Origin of the sequence: Acinetobacter sp. KB005 (assembly GCF_049949095.1) — a bacterium.
Classification (GTDB): Bacteria; Pseudomonadota; Gammaproteobacteria; order Pseudomonadales; family Moraxellaceae; genus Acinetobacter; species Acinetobacter calcoaceticus.
Genome location: NZ_CP188191.1, coordinates 383,758 through 403,676, shown reverse-complemented (window position 1 = coordinate 403,676; position 19,919 = coordinate 383,758). Strand labels below are relative to the sequence as shown.

General features: G+C 40.8%; 24 protein-coding genes and 2 pseudogenes. 18 read left to right on the top strand and 8 right to left on the bottom strand.

What is annotated here, in order from left to right:
* Positions 1–64: 64 nt before the first annotated feature.
* Positions 65–1,048, top strand: a complete 984-nt coding sequence (locus ACPF64_RS02060) for a putative solute-binding protein (RefSeq protein ID WP_424610003.1) — start codon at positions 65–67, stop codon at positions 1,046–1,048.
* A gap of 46 nt (positions 1,049–1,094) precedes the next feature.
* Here ACPF64_RS02060 and plsB read toward each other — a convergent pair whose 3' ends face one another.
* Complete coding sequence (plsB, locus tag ACPF64_RS02055; RefSeq protein ID WP_003653675.1) at positions 1,095–3,659, bottom strand: glycerol-3-phosphate 1-O-acyltransferase PlsB; 2,565 nt, start codon at positions 3,657–3,659, stop codon at positions 1,095–1,097.
* 276 nt (positions 3,660–3,935) lie between these two features.
* On the opposite strand from plsB, the gene ACPF64_RS02050 reads away from it, so the two are divergent.
* Complete coding sequence (locus tag ACPF64_RS02050) at positions 3,936–4,808, top strand: acyl-CoA thioesterase (RefSeq protein WP_003653674.1); 873 nt, start codon at positions 3,936–3,938, stop codon at positions 4,806–4,808.
* Between the two features lie 109 nt (positions 4,809–4,917).
* Positions 4,918–6,183, top strand: coding sequence for a dicarboxylate/amino acid:cation symporter (locus tag ACPF64_RS02045; RefSeq protein WP_035359955.1), 1,266 nt, complete (start codon positions 4,918–4,920; stop codon positions 6,181–6,183).
* 47 nt (positions 6,184–6,230) lie between these two features.
* Here the strand turns inward: ACPF64_RS02045 and ACPF64_RS02040 are convergent, their stop codons facing one another.
* From ACPF64_RS02040 to ACPF64_RS02010, 7 genes and pseudogenes are all read right to left on the bottom strand, one after another.
* Positions 6,231–7,181, bottom strand: coding sequence for a metal-dependent hydrolase (locus ACPF64_RS02040; protein ID WP_426455420.1), 951 nt, complete (start codon positions 7,179–7,181; stop codon positions 6,231–6,233).
* A gap of 124 nt (positions 7,182–7,305) precedes the next feature.
* Positions 7,306–8,082: a ribosome biogenesis GTP-binding protein YihA/YsxC gene (gene yihA / locus ACPF64_RS02035; protein WP_003653671.1), complete on the bottom strand. Its 777-nt coding sequence runs from the start codon at positions 8,080–8,082 to the stop codon at positions 7,306–7,308.
* 100 nt (positions 8,083–8,182) lie between these two features.
* Positions 8,183–8,620 (bottom strand): RrF2 family transcriptional regulator, encoded by a 438-nt coding sequence (locus tag ACPF64_RS02030; protein WP_004639536.1) that lies wholly within the window; start codon positions 8,618–8,620, stop codon positions 8,183–8,185.
* 87 nt (positions 8,621–8,707) lie between these two features.
* Positions 8,708–9,472, bottom strand: coding sequence for a globin domain-containing protein (locus tag ACPF64_RS02025; RefSeq protein WP_426455417.1), 765 nt, complete (start codon positions 9,470–9,472; stop codon positions 8,708–8,710).
* 2 nt (positions 9,473–9,474) lie between these two features.
* Positions 9,475–9,626: pseudogene (locus ACPF64_RS02020) on the bottom strand (hypothetical protein).
* On the bottom strand, positions 9,616–11,163 hold the full coding sequence (locus ACPF64_RS02015; RefSeq protein ID WP_056482623.1) for a helicase HerA-like domain-containing protein: 1,548 nt from the start codon (positions 11,161–11,163) through the stop codon (positions 9,616–9,618). Before ACPF64_RS02015 ends, ACPF64_RS02020 begins: the two are co-directional and overlap by 11 nt.
* Positions 11,164–11,206: 43 nt before the next feature.
* Positions 11,207–12,397: a PLP-dependent transferase gene (locus ACPF64_RS02010; RefSeq protein ID WP_426455414.1), complete on the bottom strand. Its 1,191-nt coding sequence runs from the start codon at positions 12,395–12,397 to the stop codon at positions 11,207–11,209.
* 168 nt (positions 12,398–12,565) lie between these two features.
* Between ACPF64_RS02010 and ACPF64_RS02005 the strand changes: the two genes are divergently transcribed.
* The 15 genes and pseudogenes from ACPF64_RS02005 to rplE all read left to right on the top strand — a co-directional run bounded on the left by ACPF64_RS02005 (position 12,566) and on the right by rplE (position 19,914).
* The gene (locus tag ACPF64_RS02005) at positions 12,566–13,294 is read left to right on the top strand and encodes a type 1 glutamine amidotransferase (RefSeq protein WP_005038489.1); all 729 of its coding nucleotides are present in this window, start codon (positions 12,566–12,568) and stop codon (positions 13,292–13,294) included.
* 252 nt (positions 13,295–13,546) lie between these two features.
* Complete coding sequence (rpsJ, locus tag ACPF64_RS02000; protein ID WP_000070912.1) at positions 13,547–13,858, top strand: 30S ribosomal protein S10; 312 nt, start codon at positions 13,547–13,549, stop codon at positions 13,856–13,858.
* 58 nt (positions 13,859–13,916) lie between these two features.
* Positions 13,917–14,555: a 50S ribosomal protein L3 gene (rplC, locus tag ACPF64_RS01995; RefSeq protein ID WP_004639526.1), complete on the top strand. Its 639-nt coding sequence runs from the start codon at positions 13,917–13,919 to the stop codon at positions 14,553–14,555.
* Between the two features lie 11 nt (positions 14,556–14,566).
* Positions 14,567–15,169: a 50S ribosomal protein L4 gene (gene rplD, locus ACPF64_RS01990; RefSeq protein WP_003653663.1), complete on the top strand. Its 603-nt coding sequence runs from the start codon at positions 14,567–14,569 to the stop codon at positions 15,167–15,169.
* Positions 15,166–15,486 carry a 50S ribosomal protein L23 gene (gene rplW, locus ACPF64_RS01985; protein ID WP_003653662.1) on the top strand — a complete coding sequence of 107 codons (321 nt, stop codon included), beginning with the start codon at positions 15,166–15,168 and terminating at the stop codon, positions 15,484–15,486. The genes rplD and rplW overlap by 4 nt, the downstream gene beginning before the upstream one ends.
* An 11-nt stretch (positions 15,487–15,497) precedes the next feature.
* On the top strand, positions 15,498–16,322 hold the full coding sequence (gene rplB, locus ACPF64_RS01980) for a 50S ribosomal protein L2 (RefSeq protein ID WP_004789629.1): 825 nt from the start codon (positions 15,498–15,500) through the stop codon (positions 16,320–16,322).
* A 13-nt stretch (positions 16,323–16,335) separates the two neighbouring features.
* Positions 16,336–16,611 (top strand): 30S ribosomal protein S19, encoded by a 276-nt coding sequence (rpsS, locus tag ACPF64_RS01975; RefSeq protein WP_001138119.1) that lies wholly within the window; start codon positions 16,336–16,338, stop codon positions 16,609–16,611.
* An 11-nt stretch (positions 16,612–16,622) separates the two neighbouring features.
* Positions 16,623–16,952, top strand: a complete 330-nt coding sequence (gene rplV, locus ACPF64_RS01970) for a 50S ribosomal protein L22 (RefSeq protein WP_004639524.1) — start codon at positions 16,623–16,625, stop codon at positions 16,950–16,952.
* 1 nt (position 16,953) lies between these two features.
* Positions 16,954–17,770 (top strand): annotated as a pseudogene (gene rpsC, locus ACPF64_RS01965) (30S ribosomal protein S3).
* On the top strand, positions 17,710–18,123 hold the full coding sequence (gene rplP, locus ACPF64_RS01960) for a 50S ribosomal protein L16 (RefSeq protein ID WP_002049688.1): 414 nt from the start codon (positions 17,710–17,712) through the stop codon (positions 18,121–18,123). Before rpsC ends, rplP begins: the two are co-directional and overlap by 61 nt.
* The gene (gene rpmC, locus ACPF64_RS01955; protein WP_000849928.1) at positions 18,123–18,320 is read left to right on the top strand and encodes a 50S ribosomal protein L29; all 198 of its coding nucleotides are present in this window, start codon (positions 18,123–18,125) and stop codon (positions 18,318–18,320) included. The genes rplP and rpmC overlap by 1 nt, the downstream gene beginning before the upstream one ends.
* Positions 18,317–18,574, top strand: a complete 258-nt coding sequence (gene rpsQ, locus ACPF64_RS01950) for a 30S ribosomal protein S17 (RefSeq protein ID WP_001291845.1) — start codon at positions 18,317–18,319, stop codon at positions 18,572–18,574. The genes rpmC and rpsQ overlap by 4 nt, the downstream gene beginning before the upstream one ends.
* A gap of 92 nt (positions 18,575–18,666) precedes the next feature.
* Complete coding sequence (gene rplN / locus ACPF64_RS01945) at positions 18,667–19,035, top strand: 50S ribosomal protein L14 (protein ID WP_001982634.1); 369 nt, start codon at positions 18,667–18,669, stop codon at positions 19,033–19,035.
* Positions 19,036–19,044: 9 nt separating this feature from the next.
* Positions 19,045–19,362: a 50S ribosomal protein L24 gene (rplX, locus tag ACPF64_RS01940; protein WP_002116820.1), complete on the top strand. Its 318-nt coding sequence runs from the start codon at positions 19,045–19,047 to the stop codon at positions 19,360–19,362.
* A 15-nt stretch (positions 19,363–19,377) separates the two neighbouring features.
* Positions 19,378–19,914 (top strand): 50S ribosomal protein L5, encoded by a 537-nt coding sequence (rplE, locus tag ACPF64_RS01935; protein ID WP_003653658.1) that lies wholly within the window; start codon positions 19,378–19,380, stop codon positions 19,912–19,914.
* Positions 19,915–19,919: the final 5 nt, after the last annotated feature.

Sequence of the window (19,919 nt, the reverse complement as noted above, 5' to 3'; positions counted from 1 at the left end):
TTAAATAAGAACATAAATACCTGATGAGGCAGCCAAATTGCCGATAAAGATAAAAAGGTTGAAAGTGAAAAAAATTTGTTTAGCTCTTATTTTGAGCGTAACAGCTGTTGCGAGTTGGGCCGAGGATCAGGTGTGGTGTGCATATGATCCGATTGGTTCCCAAGGCGATATCACACGTCGTTTAAATGACATTCGATTATATGCTCAGCAATATCAAGTTAAATTTAAAGTGGTTACCTATCAAAAAGAACAACAGGCTATACAAGCATTTGACGAGGGTAAATGTTCAGGTTTAGCTGCATCTAATTTTAATACTTATCGTTATAACCAGTTTATGGGGAGCACCGCAGGTATCGGACTGATTCCAAATAATCGTACAGCTAAAAGCTTATTGCAGCTTTTGAATCATCCAACAGTCGAGAAAAGGCTAATTTCTAAGGATTATGAAGCTGTAGGGATGATTCCAATTGGCACTGCCTATATGGTCCTAAAAAATAAGAAAATCTCTAGAGTTGCTCAATTAAGAAATCAGCGTATTGGCGTGTTACCCAACAACCCACCACAGCAAGCATTGGTACGAAGTGTGGGTGGTCAGCCAGTTTATGTTGATTTATCTAATGCGATTGTTCAGTTTAAACAAGACAAAATCGATATTGTTCCTGCCCCCATATATGGACTATTACCATATAACTTGCAAAAAGAATTTGGACCAGATGTTCAAGTCATTAACTTTCCTTTGGCATATTTCGGCGTCAATTTAATTATTAAGCCACAAGCTTATCCTGCTAATTTTGGCCGAAAAATTCGAGGATGGTTTGTTCAAAATAGCCAATTACTAACTAACCGTGCGACCCAGTGGGAAAACCATTTACCTGCCTATTACTGGGTAGATGTCTCTTTTTATGAAAAGCAGAGCTATGATGTTATGGTTGCAAAAATACGCAATCAGTACGTACTTTCAGGTTATTACGATGCTTATTTTGTTCAACTCATGAAGCGTCTACGTTGCATGGATGATCCACGCTATTTTGAATGTCCAATTCGCTAATAAAATAAAAGGCAACTTTCGTTGCCTTTTATTTTGACTAAAAATCTTAAGATTTTTTACGTTTTAAACGTCTTTTTGCTTGTTGAGATGCCATAGCTTCAAGCGCATCTTTTAATTCTTCGTCGGTAAAGGTCGTGATGTGTTGCAACATTTGTAAGGTTACTTCATCAAGAACCAACTGTGCACCCGCAGCCATTTGACGGAAATTATCATCAAACTCGATTTGGCCTTGGTCATTTGTTCGAATGTAATTTTGCTGTGTAAGTACTTTTAAGAAGCTTTGGAATAAAGCTTTGTCGAAGAACTCTGGCGAATTAAACTCATATAGAACTGACAAACGTTGTCCGAGTAAATGACTTAATTCTTCAACCTGTTTAGCAGAAATGTTACCTGAACCACGTTGAGTAATTAGCGCAAGCGTCATGTAGTAACGCTCAAGACTTTGCTTAACAGGAGTAGCTAAAACAACAAGCTGATTATGCTCTTCAGTATTTGGTGCAGAGCTAATCAAGTTACCTTCATCGTCTTGTTGAATCAGTTTCGATTGAACCAACGCATCTGCATATTGCTCAATTTGTTCTTTAAGCTCGCTACTCTTCCATTTAAGGAATAACTCTGCTTTCAAGAATGGATAAAGGGTATAGATGACATTGGTTAAATCTGAACGGCTAATTTTTCCATTGTGTTCAACAAGTGATGCAACCAATGACGGTAAAACAAAGGCGTGCAAAATGTTATTACGGAAATAGGTTAGAAGAACAGCTTGGTTATCTTCAATCCCAATAATATCGCCGAGTGCATGCTGAACTCGTTTAATGAGTTTAAGCTTTAAACCATAAGCAATAATTTCTTTACCAGAAAGTGGTGTTACTTCCATACGTTGGTCATATGGGAAGTTTGATGCCAGATTGCGGTAAGCTTCAAGTTGCTTAATACAGATTTCTTCATCAAGCGTATGCTTTGGAGTTGCAAGCAAAATAATAGAAAGTAAAGAGACAGGGTTAATCACCACAGCTCGGTTAATATTTTCTAAAATTGCATGTGCAGAGCTATTTACTGCATCTGAAACCGCTTGAGGAATTGGATCGTCATTTTTCTCGATATAAACATTTTCTGCATTATGTTGCTTAAGCAGATCATCAAGGAAAACAGGCTCACCAAAGTTCACGTGGACTTTACCGAAAATACGTTCAATTTTTCGTAAGGTTTTTACAATACCAAAAATTGATTCGGCTTCTTTCGGTTTACCTTGCATTTCGCCCACGTAGGTCGAGCCTTCCATTAGTCGTTCATAACCAATATAAGTTGGTAAGAAGACGATAGGTTTAGCACGGCCACGTAAATGGCTGTGAACTGTCATGGCAAGCATGCCAGTTTTAGGCGGTAATAGGCGTCCTGTACGCGAACGTCCACCTTCAATAAAGTATTCAAGAGGGGTGTTGCGTGACAAAATACTATATAAATATTCTTTAAATACCGTTGTATAAAGGCCATTTCCACGGAAAGAGCGGCGAATAAAGAATGCACCGCCTCCACGTAAAAGTTGCCCTACAAATGGTAGATTTAAGTTATCACCGGCAGCAATATACGGAACCATTAAGCCACGTTTATAAATCACATAGGATAATAATAAATAGTCAATGTGACTGCGGTGGCAAGGTGTATAAACCACTTCATAATCTTTTGCCAGTTCACGAACAGTGCTGAAGTTATGCACTTCTACGCCGTCATAAAGCTGGGTCCATAAGCGCGTTAAAGCAAGATCGGCAAAGCGTACAGCTGAGTGTGAATAATCCGATACCACTTCATTCACATAACCAATCGCACGACGTTCAGCTTCGAGCATACTAACTTTTCCGCGAATACTTTCACGGCGAATTGCTTCTTGCACATCGCGAGATTTTACAACTGACTGCATGACATTACGGCGATCTGATAAATCGGGGCCTAAGACCACTTCACGTTGACGATCTAAGTAATCATTTAACGTACTTACAATATATGTTGCTGGTGAAAGGTTTGGATAATGCTGTTGTGCATATTCAACCAGTTCACGTAGCGATTGCGGTTCATGAAATTCTAAATACGATTGGCGGCCATGCAAGCCAATGTTGACCAATTGCTTAACGGTGCTTGGTGTAGCCCATGTATCTGAAAATAAGAGCTTAAACCAAGAATCTTCTTTATCTGGTGTACGGCCCCATAAAACGGTAACCGGAACAAGCTCTATATCAAGTTCAGGATTTTCTTGTAAGACTTCAATTAATTTTAGTAAGCGTGGTGGAAAAGCATGAGGAGGAGGATTCAGTAAATTATTTTCATCATTGTGCTGTAAAAATAAAACTGATGCTTTTTCCTGATGAGTGCCAACAACTAATGGGTCTAACGCAGGTTTTAAATTTAAACGACGCGTTTCTCCATCAACCACCAAAGCATTGCTTCGAGAATGGTTTTGTAAGACATAGCACACCACTTTCTGGCGGTCAGTCTTTGCTTCTGTTTCTGATACTGGTTCAGTAGGAACTTCCCCAAGAACATGTGGTGTTACCACGAGGTCAAGTAGTTTACTCGAAAGCCGACGATACATTTGACCAAACCCACTCTTGGACATAAGAACTCCTACTTCTTAAAGACAAATCCCAGCACCAAATGCGGAGGGTAATTATTTTGAGGCATTTATTGAAAAAAACAATATGCTAATAGCGTATAAATTATAATGCTTTTGGCATATTTTATCGTTAAAAATCGTATTTTTAGCTGTTATATGAGCAATGTTCGTCAGAAGTTGACTGATTGTTCCATGTTCAAATAGTTTTTTATGGCACAATAGATTCTACACATCTGTCCTTTAATACGATTTTTTACCTGAAATATGAAGGTATCTCTCATGAATGCGTTAACCCAAGAACTGGTCGAGCTTCTCACTTTAGAAAAGCTAGAAGAAAATATTTACCGTGGCATGAGCCGTAATCTTGTCGGTAAACGTGTCTTTGGTGGACAGGTTTTGGGGCAGGCTTTACGTGCAGCATCTTATACAACTGATCGTCCAGCGCATTCTTTGCATGCATATTTTTTGTATGGTGGCGATATTAATGCCCCGATTATCTATGAAGTAGACCGTTTACGGGATGGGAAGAGCTTTGTAAGTCGTCAAGTTCGTGCAATTCAGCATGGGCGAGTAATATTTTCAGCGATGGTTTCTTTTGCCAATCCAGAAGAAGGTTTGAACTATCAACATCAGGAACCTGAGTATCCTGCACCAGAAACGCTTAAATCTGAAAATGAGCTGAAACAGGGTATTCTAAACTTTGTACCTGAAAATGTTCGTGCTAGTTTCATGCGTGAGCGTCATGTAGAAATTCGCCCAATTGATCCGGTAAACCCGTTTCAGCCGCAACCCGAAGCTCCATATAATGCGCACTACATCCGCACGCATGACCGTATTCCAAAACAATTAGATGATATTGCTCTGCATCAAGCGATTGTTGCCTTTTATTCAGACTTTACTTTAATGACAACGGCTTTAAGACCGCATGGGCTGAGTTATATTTCTCCAAGTTTGCAATGTGCAAGCATTGATCATGCGATTTATTTCCATCGTCCACTGCGTGCGGATGAGTGGATGTTGTATGACATGGAAGCCACAGTGAGCGCGGCTTCTCGCGGTTTAAACTTCGGTCGTATGTGGCAAAATGGTCAGCTTGTATGCAGTACAGTACAAGAGGGTTTAATCCGTTTGCGGGAAATTGAAACGCAATAGATTCCTCGAAAAAGCCATCTAAGCAGATGGCTTTTTTCTTTTTAATGGGATCGATGTGACAAAAAATTGCTCGAATGAAAAGCAAGCTCATGTCATATTGTAAAAAGGTATGCCAACTGAAAAAAATAATGCTGATATGAACTTAAATACACAAATTCTGATTGCCGCCATTTTAGGTTTAGCCTTTGGTTTCCTACTCACAATGTATCCAGACACTGCTTTTGTAAAGCATAGTTTATATGGGCTTGGAATACTAAGTAGTGTTTTTATTGGGCTCCTTAAAATGCTTTTGGTACCTTTAATTTTTAGTTCGATTGTTGTAGGTGTATCAAATCTACAGGCAGGCGGACAGTTAGGGCCAGTCTGGAAAATCACATTTTTATGCTGTTTAACCACAACCACTTTAGCCTTAATTTTAGGCATCAGTTGTGCTCATTTATTTGAAGTTGGACGTGGCATAGATATTTCTATTTTCCAGACATCTATGCAAAATTATCAAGCACCAGATAGTTTAAACCCTGCAAGTTTTTTCACTAATTTTATTCAAAATACTTTAATTAACCCATTTAAAGCTTTTAGTGATGGTAACGTTTTAGCCGTCGTAGTCTTTGCTTTATTCGTCGGTGTTGCTTTAGTGCAGGGTGGGGAACGTTTCAAAAGTATTCGTTTATTGAGTCACCAGTTCTTTGAAATGATGATGCTGCTGGTTGGCTGGGTGATGAAATTAGCGCCGTTGGGTATTTTTGCTTTGTTAGCAAAGTTAATGGCAACAGAAGATATTTCAGTATTAAGTCGTTTGGCTGAGTTTGCAGTCGTTGTAACGGGCACAACTATTTTTCATGGCGCCGTTGTTTTGCCACTACTGCTTTGGATTTTTGGCCGCATGAGCCCGTGGACCTTTTTTAAAGGGACGCGTACAGCACTGATTACCGCATTTGCAACCAGTTCCAGCTCTGCCACTATGCCGCTTAGTATGAAGTGTGCGCAAGAAAACTTAGGCGTGCGCCCGCAAACAGCAGGATTTGTTATCCCATTAGGCACACAGTTAAACATGGATGGTACTGCACTATATGAAGCGGCAGCTGCATTGTTTGTAGCAAATTTAGTGGGACTAGATTTAAACCTGACACAACAAATTATTGTGTGCTTAACAGCAATGATTGCATCACTTGGTGCACCTGGAATCCCGAGTGCGGGTATGGTCACTATGATTATGGTTTTACAGTCTGTGGGTTTGCCCGCTGAGGCAATTGCAATTTTACTTCCGATTGACCGTTTATTAGATACGGTGAGAACAGTGGTAAATGTGCAGGGCGATATGATGATTAGTGTGGTTGTAGACCGTTATACGAAAGATAAAGATATCAGTGTCTAACTGTCTATAGATCAAAAAAGCAGGATTTTAAATCCTGCTTTTTTATTTTAAGCAGCTTGAAGTTCTGCTCTTTTTGCTGCTGGAGATTGCGATAAATAGCTAACCGCATCTTCAGTGCTGCCTTCTTTGACTGGATCATACCAAGGCATGAGGTAATCAATTTGCTGGGCAATAAGCCAGAGTGGGTTTGGTAAAACCTGATTATCTTTTCGGCTGATTTTGTACCATTCTAAAGTAACCCACACTGGAAAAAATCTAGATTTGGCTGCATCTACGAAACGTGGATCTTGTTTCATAATATGTGCAGCGCCATCTACCCATAATCCAAGTACAAGTGTGATAACAGCAAGACTCATATAGTAACGTGGAATATAACCGCCACCAAGATGACGATATAAATCAAAGGCAACCGTACGGTGTTCAATTTCTTCTGAACCGTGCCATTTAACCAGATCCACCATTTCTGGATCTGCGCCTAGTTCTTCCCATCGCTCGTTATATAACGCATATTTACCCAATACGCAGGTCATATGCTCAACAGTTGCAATAACTCCTAAACGGAATAAATCCCACTGTTTTTCTAAAATTTTTGGAACTTCTTTATCAAAAGGTTTGTCTGCCAAAGCGATAGTAAATAAATAATTCATAATGTCCAGATTTCTCTGGATATCAATATTACGTGCGCTTAAATATTCTTTGTTTGCAGAAGTGTGGGCATTGGCATGCATAGCTTCCTGACGGATAAATGCCTGTACATCCTGCTTAAGTTTTTCATCTGTAATTTGTGGTAAAACCTTATTATACAAACGGCAAAACCAGAACTCTCCAGCAGGCAAGATATTATTAATTTCATTAATAAAATAACTTGCGAAAGGCTGATTAGGAATCCAGTCGACAGGGGTATCTTTCCAGTCAAATTTCACTTTACGTGGAAGAATTTTATAATCAATAGAAGAACCTAAAGCCTTGTTCTTCAAAAAAGATAACAATTTCATCATTTATTCCTGATTTTTAACTCGATGAATTTAAGAACGAGTATAAAAAAAGCCCCTACATTTGTGTTTAGCAATAGGGGACAATTGAGTGTAAATTTAATGAAGAAATTGTATCTGTGAGGATAATTTAGCTTTCAGCATCCTCATCTGTTGCTTCAGGGATTGAATCGACATCAAATTCTGGTTGTTGATCTAGTGTGAAATGTAGACGCCCTGCCATAACACTTGCTAGCTCTTCTAAGCCTATTTTGTTAAGTGAAGAGAAAAGCTGAATAGAAAAATCAAGCTTCATTTTTTTCAGCTGTTGCTTAACTTCTAGTAGAACTTTATTTGCAGGACCGCGATTAAGTTTGTCTGCTTTTGTTAATAGAATATGAACAAAGAGATGACGTGAATAAGCCCACTCTAGCATCATCATGTCGAAATGCTGTAGAGGATGGCGAATATCCATAAGTAATACTAAGCCTTGTAAGCTTTGGCGATGGATCAGATAGTTTTCTAATTCTTTTTGCCACACCCGTTTCATATCTTCGGGAACCGCTGCATAACCGTAACCTGGAAGGTCGACCAAGCGTTGATCAGGGTTACCTAGACTAAAAAAGTTAATCATCTGGGTACGGCCTGGCTTTTTAGAAGCGCGGGCAAGTTGTTTCTGATTGGTTAATGCATTAATCGCACTCGACTTACCAGCATTTGAGCGCCCTGCAAAAGCAATCTCGTAGCCGCTATCTTCAACACAAAGTGCCAATTTAGGTGCACTCATTAGAAACTCAGCTTGGCGTAACCAGTTTAGTGATTGCACAGCATAGGCTGTGATCGCCGGATCTGGTGCTTTTTCATAGCTGATCTTTTGCTTGGGTGCGAGTCTGGCTTTGGTGTCTTTCGATTTTTCACTACGACGCATAAAAAATAACTTTTTAGATGAGAGGGCTCGTGCCTAGTATAAAGGAGCTTGGTTATTCTTGCTAATTTTCAATAAATCTACTTATGAAAATCAATAGAAGTCAGATTTGTAAAAAGGCAATAGGAGAGTCAGGTGGGGCAGACTTTGACTGTTGCAAAACCTCTCCAAGCGTGTATTGGTCTAGACTTTGGTAAAAGCTTTCTAAAGCTTGGTCAAGAATACCTTTTAAACCACAGTGGCTTCGCAATACACAAGGTGGTGTATTGCATTCAACGATTTGATTGTCACCCTGTAATATTCGAACAATTGACCCTAAATTTGAGTTAAGTGCATCTGGATTTAAGCGAATTCCACCGCCTTTTCCACGAATGGTAATAATCCATTCCTGCTTACCCATGAAGTGAACAACTTTAACCAGATGGTTTTGTGAAACATGCAAATCTTTCGCGATTTCTGCAATCGTGTAGGGTGCATCACTTGGGCGTGCAACATACATTAATAGTCGTAATGCATAATCGGTAAATTTATTAAGCTGCATGATCACCAAAAATGGAAGAGATTAAAAGGATGATCATCTTAGCCTGAAAGTCTAAATAAGAAAACTTTCAGGCAAGAGGTTTTTATATTAGAGCGTTAAAGGCGCTGAAACTTGAACTTGATCGCCAACTCTATAATGTTCAAGCAAGATATTCGCTACTGAAAATTCAGTATGGTTTTCTTCAGGCTGAACTTCAAAATGATATGAGTTGTTTTCCTGAGCTTCTGTAAATTTAAAAGCTTTTGGTTGTTCAAGCTGCTCATCTGGAACTTGCACTTTAACAGAGATAAAAGCATTTGCAGGTCCGCTAAGTACGTCTTCATGGTCAGTTGCTTTTAAGGTGAAACGTTTGCCAGATTCAAGAGGATCAATTTGAGTAATTTCAAATGAACGCCATCCAGCCCATCCACCATTTAAGTTTTTAAGTTGTTCATATTTTTGTTTTTCAACGCCAATTAGAATATCTGCCAATTGTAAATAAGCCTGTTTCCACGCCTCAATCAGTTCTGATTCAAATGGCACGTTGAGTACTTCACTAATTGAATGAAGTAAGTTGTCGCCAACAATTGCATATTGGTCTGGTTGAATATCTAAGCTTACATGTTTAGTCGTAATACGCTCAACTGCTTTCGCTAAAATAGTAGGGTTCTCAATATTTTCTGCATATGCAAGAACGGCAGCTGCAAGAGCACGAGGTTGACGTAAGCTAGTTTGGTCATCCAAATTGAAAACATTTTTTAATTCAGGATTGTTATTAAGCATACGCTTATAAAAGTATGTGGTCAGCGTAACGCCGTGTTCACGTAAAACAGGTACTGTAGATTTAACGAGTTCGATTTGTTGTGGAGTCATGGCTAGACCTTATTTATCTGGCTATATAAGATGTATTTAAAATACATCTTTAAAAAAACTATCGCAATAGATTTTTTATAAAAACCATAAAAAAATTAGGGAATATAAAATTCCCTAATTTAAAACTGATATATCGAAGAAAGTTATTTGCCAAATAGTGAACCAAGCAGGCCCCTTACTAATTTTTGACCTGTACTTCCACCTAGACTGCGTGCGGCACTTTTTGCAAAAGTACCCACAATATCTTGCGTAAGCTTGGCTCGTTCACGTGCTGCTCGTTCTTCTTCTTTTTGCTGTTCACGTGCTAATCGTTCTTGTTCCTTTGCTTGCTGCTTTGCTAGAGTTTCTTGCTCTTTTTCTTGTTGTTTAGCTAGTTCAGTATTTTGTTGCTGTTGCTCACGTTCAGCGACTTTATTTTGTAGCATTTCATAAGCGCTATCACGATCTACAGCTTGTTCATAAATACCAGCAATAATACTTTTTGAGATTAGAGTTTGACGCTCTTCTGGAGTGATTGGTGTAAAAGCAGAGTAAGGAGGCATCACCCAGCCACGTTCTACGATTTGTGGCGTACCTTGCTCATCAAGACAACTAATTAGCGCTTCACCAACAGCCAGTTCGGTAATGGCTTCATCAACTTTAAAGTTTGGATTGGCACGGAAAGTATCTGCTGCGGTTTTTACTGCTTTTTGATCTTTAGGGGTAAATGCACGTAGCGCATGTTGAATACGATTGCCAAGTTGGCCGAGAACACTTTCTGGTAAATCGAGTGGATTCTGAGTAATAAAATAGATGCCAATACCTTTAGAGCGAATTAAGCGTACAACTTGCTCAATCTTTTCTTGTAATGCTTGGCTGGCATTGTCAAATAATAAGTGGGCCTCATCAAAGAAAAACACGAGTTTGGGTTTGTCCATATCGCCAACTTCTGGAAGCTGTTCAAATAACTCCGAAAGCATCCATAACAAGAAAGTGGCATATAACTTAGGCGTATTCATGAGCTTGTCAGCAGCAAGAATATTGATATAACCATGTCCATTTGCATCGGTTTGTATAAAGTCCAGAATGTTTAAAGCCGGCTCACCAAAAAATTGTTCTCCACCTTGGTCGGCAAGAGCAAGCAAGTTACGCTGAATAGCACCTAAGCTAGCCGGAGATAAATTGCCATATTCTGCTTTAAACTCTGCTGCATGTTCACTAACGAAGGTGATCATGGCTTTTAGGTCTTTAAAGTCTACTAACAGTAGGCCCTGATCATCCGCAATTCGAAAAACTGCAGCTAATACACCTTCTTGAGTATCATTTAAATTGAGCATACGAGCCAATAAAATTGGCCCAATCTCAGAAATAGTAGTGCGAATAGGGTGGCCTTGTTGGCCGAACAGATCCCAGAAAACGACAGGGTTAGCAGCAAAAGGAACGCTATCAATCTGTAATAGTTTTAGACGTTCATTAAACTTATCTGAAGCCTCACCTGATTTTGCGAGACTCGAAACATCGCCTTTAGCATCGGCAAGAAATACAGGAACGCCGATTCGAGAGAAACTTTCTGCTAGAACTTTTAAAGTAACTGTTTTACCTGTACCTGTTGCACCTGCAATCAGGCCATGGCGGTTAGCAAACTGAGAAAGCAAAACAATTTCTTTTGATGTGTCATTAAGATTTTTAGCAATAACAATCGGTGTACCCATATATTTTTATCCTTTAGTTCGAGCCACTATAATGTTGTCGTTTTTACAGTTGTTTCAGTGCATTTTTGATATCTTGAATTAAATCTTGCGGATCTTCCAGTCCTATACAGAAGCGAACTAATAAACCTTGTTGTAAATGTGTATTCTCAAGTTTTCTCATCATTTTTAAATCATAAAGCATGATCAAGCTAACTGGTCCCCCCCAACTAAATCCAAGTTTAAATAACTCTAATGCATCGCAAAAGCGACGTACTGCGGTAATGTCATAATCTGGTTTGAAAATAACACTGACTAAGCCAGCACTTTGACCATTTGTGCAGATTTCTTGCCAGTATTGATGGCCTGGGGCGGTCTCATCACTTGGATGTAGAACTTGTGCAAAGTGAGGTTGGTCTTTTAGCCATTTAAGTAAAGTTTGTGCATTGGCTGATTGTTGTTCATAGCGTAAAGACATATGAGCAAGACTGCGTTGGACTTGAGCTGCATCGTCTCCTGAAACTGCAATACCTAAAATGGCATGCGTACGGAACAGACGATGATGGAGTTTATCATCACGAGTTACAATGCTGCCCATTAAGATGTCACCGCCACCGCTCGGATATTTGGTTAGAGCATGGACGGTTAAATCGACTGATAGGTGTTCATCAGAAAAATTAAAAGCATTAAACGCAAGCCCAGCTCCCCAGGTGTTATCTAAGGCTGTTAATACACCATGTTTTTTAGCTTTTTTGACTAGATTTTTAAGATCAGGGAATTCTAAAGTAACTGAACCTGCAGCCTCTAACCATAATAGTTTGCTTCTTTCAGTCGGTTGAAAACTTGAAGTGTCAATAGGGTTATATACTTTAACAATAACGCCATATTGATTTTGTAGATGATTTAAATGTTCTAGATTAGGTCCATAAATGTTGTCTGGGACCCATACTTCATCATTAGTGCTTAAAAATGCTGAGTTCACAACATTAATTGCTGATAGACCACTCGGTGCAAGCAAACAATGCAATCCACCTTCAATTTGCGCAATATTGTCGCCTAAGGTGAAGGTAGTGGGGGTGCCATGTGTCCCATAGCTATAGTCGTAATCATCAGTCCAATGGCGATCAAAAAGGTGCGAAGTTGATTTAAAAATAATAGTGGATGCACGAAATAAGGGTGGTTGCACTGTTTCGATAAATTGCGGAGCCTTTCTTGGTGCGTGAATGAGGCGAGTCTGGAAGTCGTTATGCTTTTTCATAGTGCGTTGCATTTTAGATAATAAAGTTAGATTAAGAGAAATTTAAATTCTTCGCTAGATTTACGAAGTTTTATAAGACGTTTCGTTACAGTAGACCCATAAAATAAAAACTTGGCTTTATTTTTGCAAAGACCACTACAACATTCTAACAACAATAGGTTTAAGCGCATGAAGTCGCATTTACGAGTTCACTATTTTCAACACATTGCAGGTGAGGGATTTGGAAGTTGTTACTCATTTTTAAAAGCCCACCACGCGACCATTAGCTCTACGGAGTTCTTTGCACTTCCGGTTGATCGATCACTTGAAATAGAGGCTTTACCAAGAATCGAAGAAGTTGATTTGTTACTGGTCATGGGTGGAACGATGAGTGTAAATGATGAGGCGAATTTTCCATGGCTAAAGATAGAGAAAAGATGGCTGCGCCGTTATTTGGCAGCAGGAAAGCCTGCTATTGGTCTTTGTTTAGGGGGGCAACTGATTGCTAATGCATTGGGCGCGGCGGTGAGCCGTAATCGCTATCAGGAGCTTGGCTGGTCAACGGTCCAGAGAGTTGCAAATTTACCTCAAGAAAGCTTTCCGTTACCTGAAAAGATAAATGTTATGCAGTGGCATAGTGAGACATTTGAAATACCTAAAGGCGCTATACACTTGGCGGAGAACAGGGCTTGTCGCAATCAGATGTATCAGATTGGAAAAAATGTGCTTGGCTTTCAGTTTCATCCAGAGATGACACCAGCAGCTTTAGCGCTCTTACTTGAAGATGAAGAGGAGTTGTCTATTTTTGACGGAGAATATGTTCAATCTACGCGTGAACTACAGTATTCAGAAGCACAAAAATTTGAGCAAGGTAATCAACTCCTAAATAAAGCTATTGAGTTTGTAATAAATGCCTAGATGAACTCTGAATGCTCGATCAAAGCAGGTTTTGTGGAGAAAATAGAAAAAGAGAATTGCATAAGACTTAAACAATCGTTATAATGAGCGACCCTCAATAGGAGGGGCATTTACTGCGAAGAAAGTGGTAAATGTGCATTACAGTCGTGGCATCGATCATGACCTTAGTGATTTTCACTGCCTTTGACACTTACCAATGGGTGAGATGCGTCAAGGGTGATTCTTTATATGTTTGGCTTGGAGTTTACTGGTATGTCTAACCAGAGAATTCGTATCCGTTTGAAGTCTTTTGATCATCGTCTGATTGATCAATCTGCTCAAGAGATCGTAGAAACCGCTAAGCGTACTGGCGCACAAGTTTGTGGTCCAATTCCGATGCCTACTCGCATCGAACGCTTCAACGTTCTTACTTCACCGCACGTTAACAAAGATGCGCGTGACCAGTACGAAATCCGCACCTACAAACGTTTGATCGATATCGTTCAACCTACAGATAAAACTGTTGATGCATTGATGAAATTAGATCTTGCGGCTGGTGTTGATGTTCAGATCGCTTTGGGTTAAGGCTTTCGGTTGATTAACTTTTAAGTTAATTAGGCCGCTTTTTTAGAGGTTTATGCACATGGCTATTGGTTTAGTCGGTCGCAAATGTGGTATGACTCGCATCTTTACAGATGCAGGTGTTTCTGTACCTGTTACAGTCATCGAAGTCGATCCAAACCGCATTACGCAAATCAAAACACTTGAAACTGATGGTTATCAAGCTGTTCAAGTAACTACTGGTGAACGTCGCGAATCTCGCGTAACTAACGCTCAGAAAGGTCACTTTGCGAAAGCTGGTGTTGCTGCTGGTCGTTTGGTTAAAGAGTTCCGTGTTACTGAAGCTGAGCTTGAAGGTCGTGAAGTTGGCGGTACTATTGGTGTTGATTTGTTCACAGTTGGTCAAGTTGTTGACGTAACTGGTCAATCAAAAGGTAAAGGTTTCCAAGGTGGTGTTAAGCGTTGGAACTTCCGTACCCAAGACGCTACTCACGGTAACTCAGTTTCTCACCGTGTATTAGGTTCTACAGGTCAAAACCAAACTCCTGGTCGCGTGTTCAAAGGCAAAAAAATGGCTGGTCACTTAGGTGATGAACGCGTAACAGTACAAGGTCTTGAAATCGTATCTATTGACGCTGAACGTTCTGTTTTAGTTGTTAAAGGTGCAATTCCTGGTTCAACTGGCGGTGACGTGATTGTACGTCCTACCATCAAGGCCTGAGGGGAAATACCGTGAATTTGAAAACTGTTTCCGGCTCTGCTGTTGAATTGTCTGAAGTTGCTTTCGGACGTGAATTTAACGAAGCTCTTGTACACCAAGTTGTTACTGCTTATTTAGCAGGTGGTCGTCAAGGTACTCGTGCTCAGAAGTCACGTGCAGACGTTTCTGGCGGTGGTAAAAAACCATTCCGTCAAAAAGGTACTGGTCGTGCTCGTGCGGGTTCTACTCGTAGCCCTATCTGGGTTGGTGGTGGTAAAACTTTTGCTGCTCGTCCACAAGATTGGTCTCAGAAAGTAAACCGCAAAATGTACCGCGGTGCAATGCAATGTATCTTAGCTGAACTTGTTCGCCAAGATCGTCTTGTATTAGTTGAAGAGTTTGCTATTGCAGCTCCAAAAACTAAAGAATTGCTTGCTAAGCTTGGCGATTTAAATGCCGCTCGTGCATTGATCGTTACTGAAGCTGTAGATGAGAACTTATATCTTGCAGCACGCAACCTTCCGCATGTAGATGTGGTGGATGCAACTGCAATCGATCCTGTAAGCTTGATCGCGTTTGATAAAGTTGTTATGTCTGTAGCTGCTGCTAAGAAAATTGAGGTAGAACTCGGATGAACAACGAACGTATCTATCAAGTCCTTAAAGGACCAGTCTTCTCAGAAAAGGCACAAGTTTTAGGTGATACTGTTGGCGTTCAAGTATTTAAAGTAGATATTAATGCTACTAAACTTGAAGTTAAAAAAGCAGTTGAAAAACTTTTTGGCGTAGAAGTTGTTAAAGTTAACACTACTATTACTAAAGGTAAAACTAAGCGCTTTGGTAAAACATTGGGACGTCGTTCTGATGTTAAAAAAGCATACGTCACCCTGAAAGCCGGCCAAGATGTTGAAATGGCTGACTTGGGCGATACCGCTGAAAGCGCAGCGGAATAAGGACGAAAATTATGCCGATTCAAAAATGTAAGCCAACGTCTCCAGGACGTCGCTTTGTAGAGAAAGTGGTTCATGATCACCTTCACAAAGGCGCGCCTTACTCACCGTTGGTTGAAGCAAAAAAACGTACTGGTGGTCGTAATAATAACGGTCACATTACAACTCGTCACGTTGGTGGTGGTCATAAGCAACACTATCGTATCGTTGACTTTAAGCGTAATAAAGACAGCATCCCAGCTGTTGTAGAGCGCATTGAATACGATCCTAACCGTACAGCACATATTGCTTTGTTGAAATATGCTGATGGTGAGCGTCGTTATATCATTGCACCTAAAGGCTTACGTGCTGGCGATAAAGTACAATCTGGTAACGATGCTCCAATTCGTCCAGGTAACTGCTTGCCACTTCGTAACATGCCAATCGGTTCTACACTTCATAACGTTGAACTTAAAATTGGTAAGGGTGCGCAATTAGCGCGTTCTGCTGGTGCTTCTGTTCAGTTGTTGGGTCGTGATGGTTCTTACGCAATTGTTCGTCTTCGTTCAGGCGAAATGCGTAAAATTCATGTTGAATGCCGCGCTGTAATTGGTGAAGTTTCTAACCAAGAAAACAACCTTCGTTCATTGGGTAAAGCTGGTGCTGCGCGCTGGCGTGGTGTTCGTCCTACCGTACGTGGTATGGCGATGAACCCAGTTGATCACCCGCACGGTGGTGGTGAAGGGCGTAATAAAGGTATTCAACCTGTAAGCCCATGGGGTCAAAAAGCTAAAGGGTACAAGACACGTACCAATAAGCGTACGACTAAGATGATTATTCGCGACCGTCGCGTCAAGTAAAGGAATCTGACTAATGCCTCGTTCTCTGAAAAAAGGCCCATTCGTCGATGCGCACTTGTTCGCTAAGGTTGAAGCGGCTGTTGCTAGTAACTCTCGCAAGCCGATTAAAACTTGGTCTCGTCGTTCGATGATCCTTCCAGATTTTGTTGGTTTAACAATTTCTGTTCATAATGGTCGTAATCACGTTCCAGTAATTGTTACTGAGCATATGGTTGGTCATAAACTCGGTGAATTCGCGCCAACTCGTACCTATCGTGGTCACGGTGTTGACAAGAAGTCTAAACGTTAATAGGTGTCATGATGGAAGTAACTGCTAAATTACGCGGTGCCGCTATCTCGGCACAAAAGGCACGTTTGGTTGCAGATCTTATTCGCGGCAAATCTGTTGCGCATGCTTTAAATATTTTGAACTTCAGCAATAAAAAAGCTGCTGTTTTAGTAAAAAAAGCATTGGAATCTGCGATTGCAAACGCTGAACACAATAACAGTTTAGATGTTGATGATCTTAAAGTTTCTACGATTTACGTTGATGAAGGCGTTAGCCTTAAACGTATTATGCCACGAGCTAAAGGCCGTGCAGATCGTATTACTAAGCGTACTTGTCACATCACCGTTAAGGTAGGGGTTTGATATGGGTCAGAAGGTTCATCCAATCGGTATCCGCCTAGGTGTTGTGAAACGTCATAACGCTAACTGGTATGCGAGTCCGAAACAATACGCTGAATACTTGCTTAAAGATCTTCAAGTTCGTGAGTTTTTAAATAAAAAACTTAAGAATGCGATGATCAGCAACATTCTTATCGAACGTCCATCAGGCGCTGCTAAAGTAACAATTAGCACAGCTCGTCCTGGTATCGTAATCGGTAAAAAAGGCGAAGATATTGAGAAATTACAGCGCGAACTTACTAGCATTATGGGTGTTCCTGCGCAAGTAAGTATCAACGAAATTGATCGCCCAGACTTAGATGCGCGTTTAGTTGCTGAAGCAATTGCTTCTCAATTAGAAAAGCGTGTAATGTTCCGTCGTGCTATGAAGCGTGCGGTTCAAAACACTATGCGTGCTGGTGCTAAAGGTATCAAAGTTGAAGTGTCTGGCCGTTTAGGTGGTGCAGAGATTGCTCGTACTGAATGGTATCGTGAAGGTCGTGTACCTTTGCATACATTGCGTGCAGACATTGACTATGCAACTGTGCGTGCAGAAACAACTTACGGTACGATTGGTGTTAAAGTTTGGATTTTCCGTGGCGAGATTTTAGGTGGCATGAAACAAGTCATGAACCCTGCTCCTGCTGAAGATCGTCCAGCTAAACGTGGTCGTGGTCGTGGTGAAGGTCAAGAGCGTCGTGGTCGTCGCGGTGACCGTGCTGCTGACAAGGGAGAATAATCCATGTTGCAACCTAAACGTACCAAATTCCGTAAGGTGCACAAAGGCCGTAATACTGGTCTAGCGCATCGTGGTAGTACAGTATCATTTGGTTCGATTGCAATTAAAGCAACTGAACGTGGTCGTATGACTGCGCGTCAGATTGAAGCTGCACGTCGTACTATTAGCCGCCGTATTAAGCGTGGTGGTAAAATCTTTATTCGCGTATTCCCGGATAAGCCAATTACTCAAAAGCCTCTTGAAGTGCGTATGGGTAAAGGTAAGGGTAGCGTGGAATACTGGGTTTGCCAGATCCAACCAGGCAAGATCCTGTACGAAATTGAAGGTGTGAACGAAGAATTAGCGCGTGAAGCATTTGCTTTAGCTGCTGCTAAACTTCCGTTTAAAACCACTATCGTGACTCGGACGGTAATGTAATGAAAACTAAAGATTTACGTGAAAAGTCGGTAGAAGAGTTGAAAGCTTTGCTTGATGAGCAACAGCTTAACCAATTCCGTCTTCGTATGGCGAAAGCAACTGGTCAGTTGGGTAAATCGCACGAAGTGCAAGTTGCTCGTAAGACAATTGCTCGTATTAAGACACTCCTTACCGAAAAACAGGGGAACGGACAATGAGTGAAAAAACAGTCCGCACGTTAACCGGCAAAGTCGTAAGTGACAAAATGGATAAATCTATTGTTGTTCTTATTGAACGCCGCGTTCAACACCCGTTGTATGGCAAGTCAATTCGCCGTTCAACTAAGTTACACGCTCATGATGAGAATAACGTCGCTAAAATTGGTGATGTTGTGACCATTAAAGAAAGCCGCCCAATTTCTAAAACTAAAGCTTGGACTTTAGTGGAAGTAGTTGAAGCAGCTGCTGAGTAATTCGACGTTCTTGTTGCATCATCGGTCAATTTCGAGTACTCTTTGAGCCTTTCGAAATTGTGACCGGTGATGCTCGGTTTTGGAGTAGGGCAATGATTCAAACCGAAACTATGCTCGACGTAGCAGACAACAGTGGTGCTCGCCGCGTACAATGTATTAAAGTACTTGGTGGTTCACATCGTCGTTATGCTTCTGTTGGCGACATTATTAAAGTTACTGTAAAAGAAGCAATCCCACGCGCACGTGTTAAAAAAGGTGACGTGATGAATGCGGTTGTAGTTCGTACTAAATTCGGCATTCGTCGTCCAGATGGTTCTGTGATCCGTTTTGATGATAATGCTGCAGTTATCCTGAACAACAACAAAGCTCCGATTGCTACTCGTATCTTCGGACCAGTGACTCGTGAACTTCGTACTGAACAGTTCATGAAAATCATTTCATTGGCTCCTGAAGTTCTATAAGAGGCAATCATGGCTAAGATTAAAAAAGGCGATCAAGTTATTGTGATCGCAGGTAAAGAAAAAGGCAAACAGGGTACTGTATTGTCTGTTTCTGAAGACCGCGTTAAGGTTGAAGGCCTTAACTTAGTGAAGAAGCATCAAAAGCCGAATCGTGTAACTGGCGCTGAAGGCGGTATTGTTACTCAAGAAGCTTCGCTTCATATTTCAAACGTGGCAATTTTAAATGCTACAACCCAGAAGGCTGACCGTGTTGGTTACCAAGTGATTGATGGCGTGAAAACTCGCGTTTATAAATCAAATGGTGAATCAGTGGCGGTAGCGAAGTAATAGGTTGAAAAGGCGATGGCCAGACTTAAAGCACGTTACAATGATGAACTTAAAGCCAAGTTAAAAGAAGAACTTAGCGTTAAGAACGTGATGGAAATTCCACGCATCACAAAAATCACCCTAAACATGGGTGTAGGCGCAGCTGCAACTGATAAGAAATTATTAGATGGTGCTGTAGTCGACATGCAATTAATTGCTGGTCAAAAACCAGTAATTACACTTGCTCGTAAATCTATCGCAGGTTTTAAAATCCGTGATGGGTGGCCGATTGGTTGTAAAGTTACTTTACGTGGCGACCAAATGTACGAATTCTTGGATCGTTTGATCTCAATCGCAATCCCTCGTATCCGTGACTTCCGTGGTTTCTCTTCGAAATCATTTGATGGTCGTGGTAACTATTCAATGGGTTTGAAAGAGCAAATCGTTTTCCCTGAAATCGATTTCGATAAGATTGATCGTATTCGTGGTATGGATATTACTATTACTACGACTGCTCGCACCGATGACGAAGGCCGTGCGCTTATGCGTGCATTCGGCTTCCCGTTCAAATAAGAGGT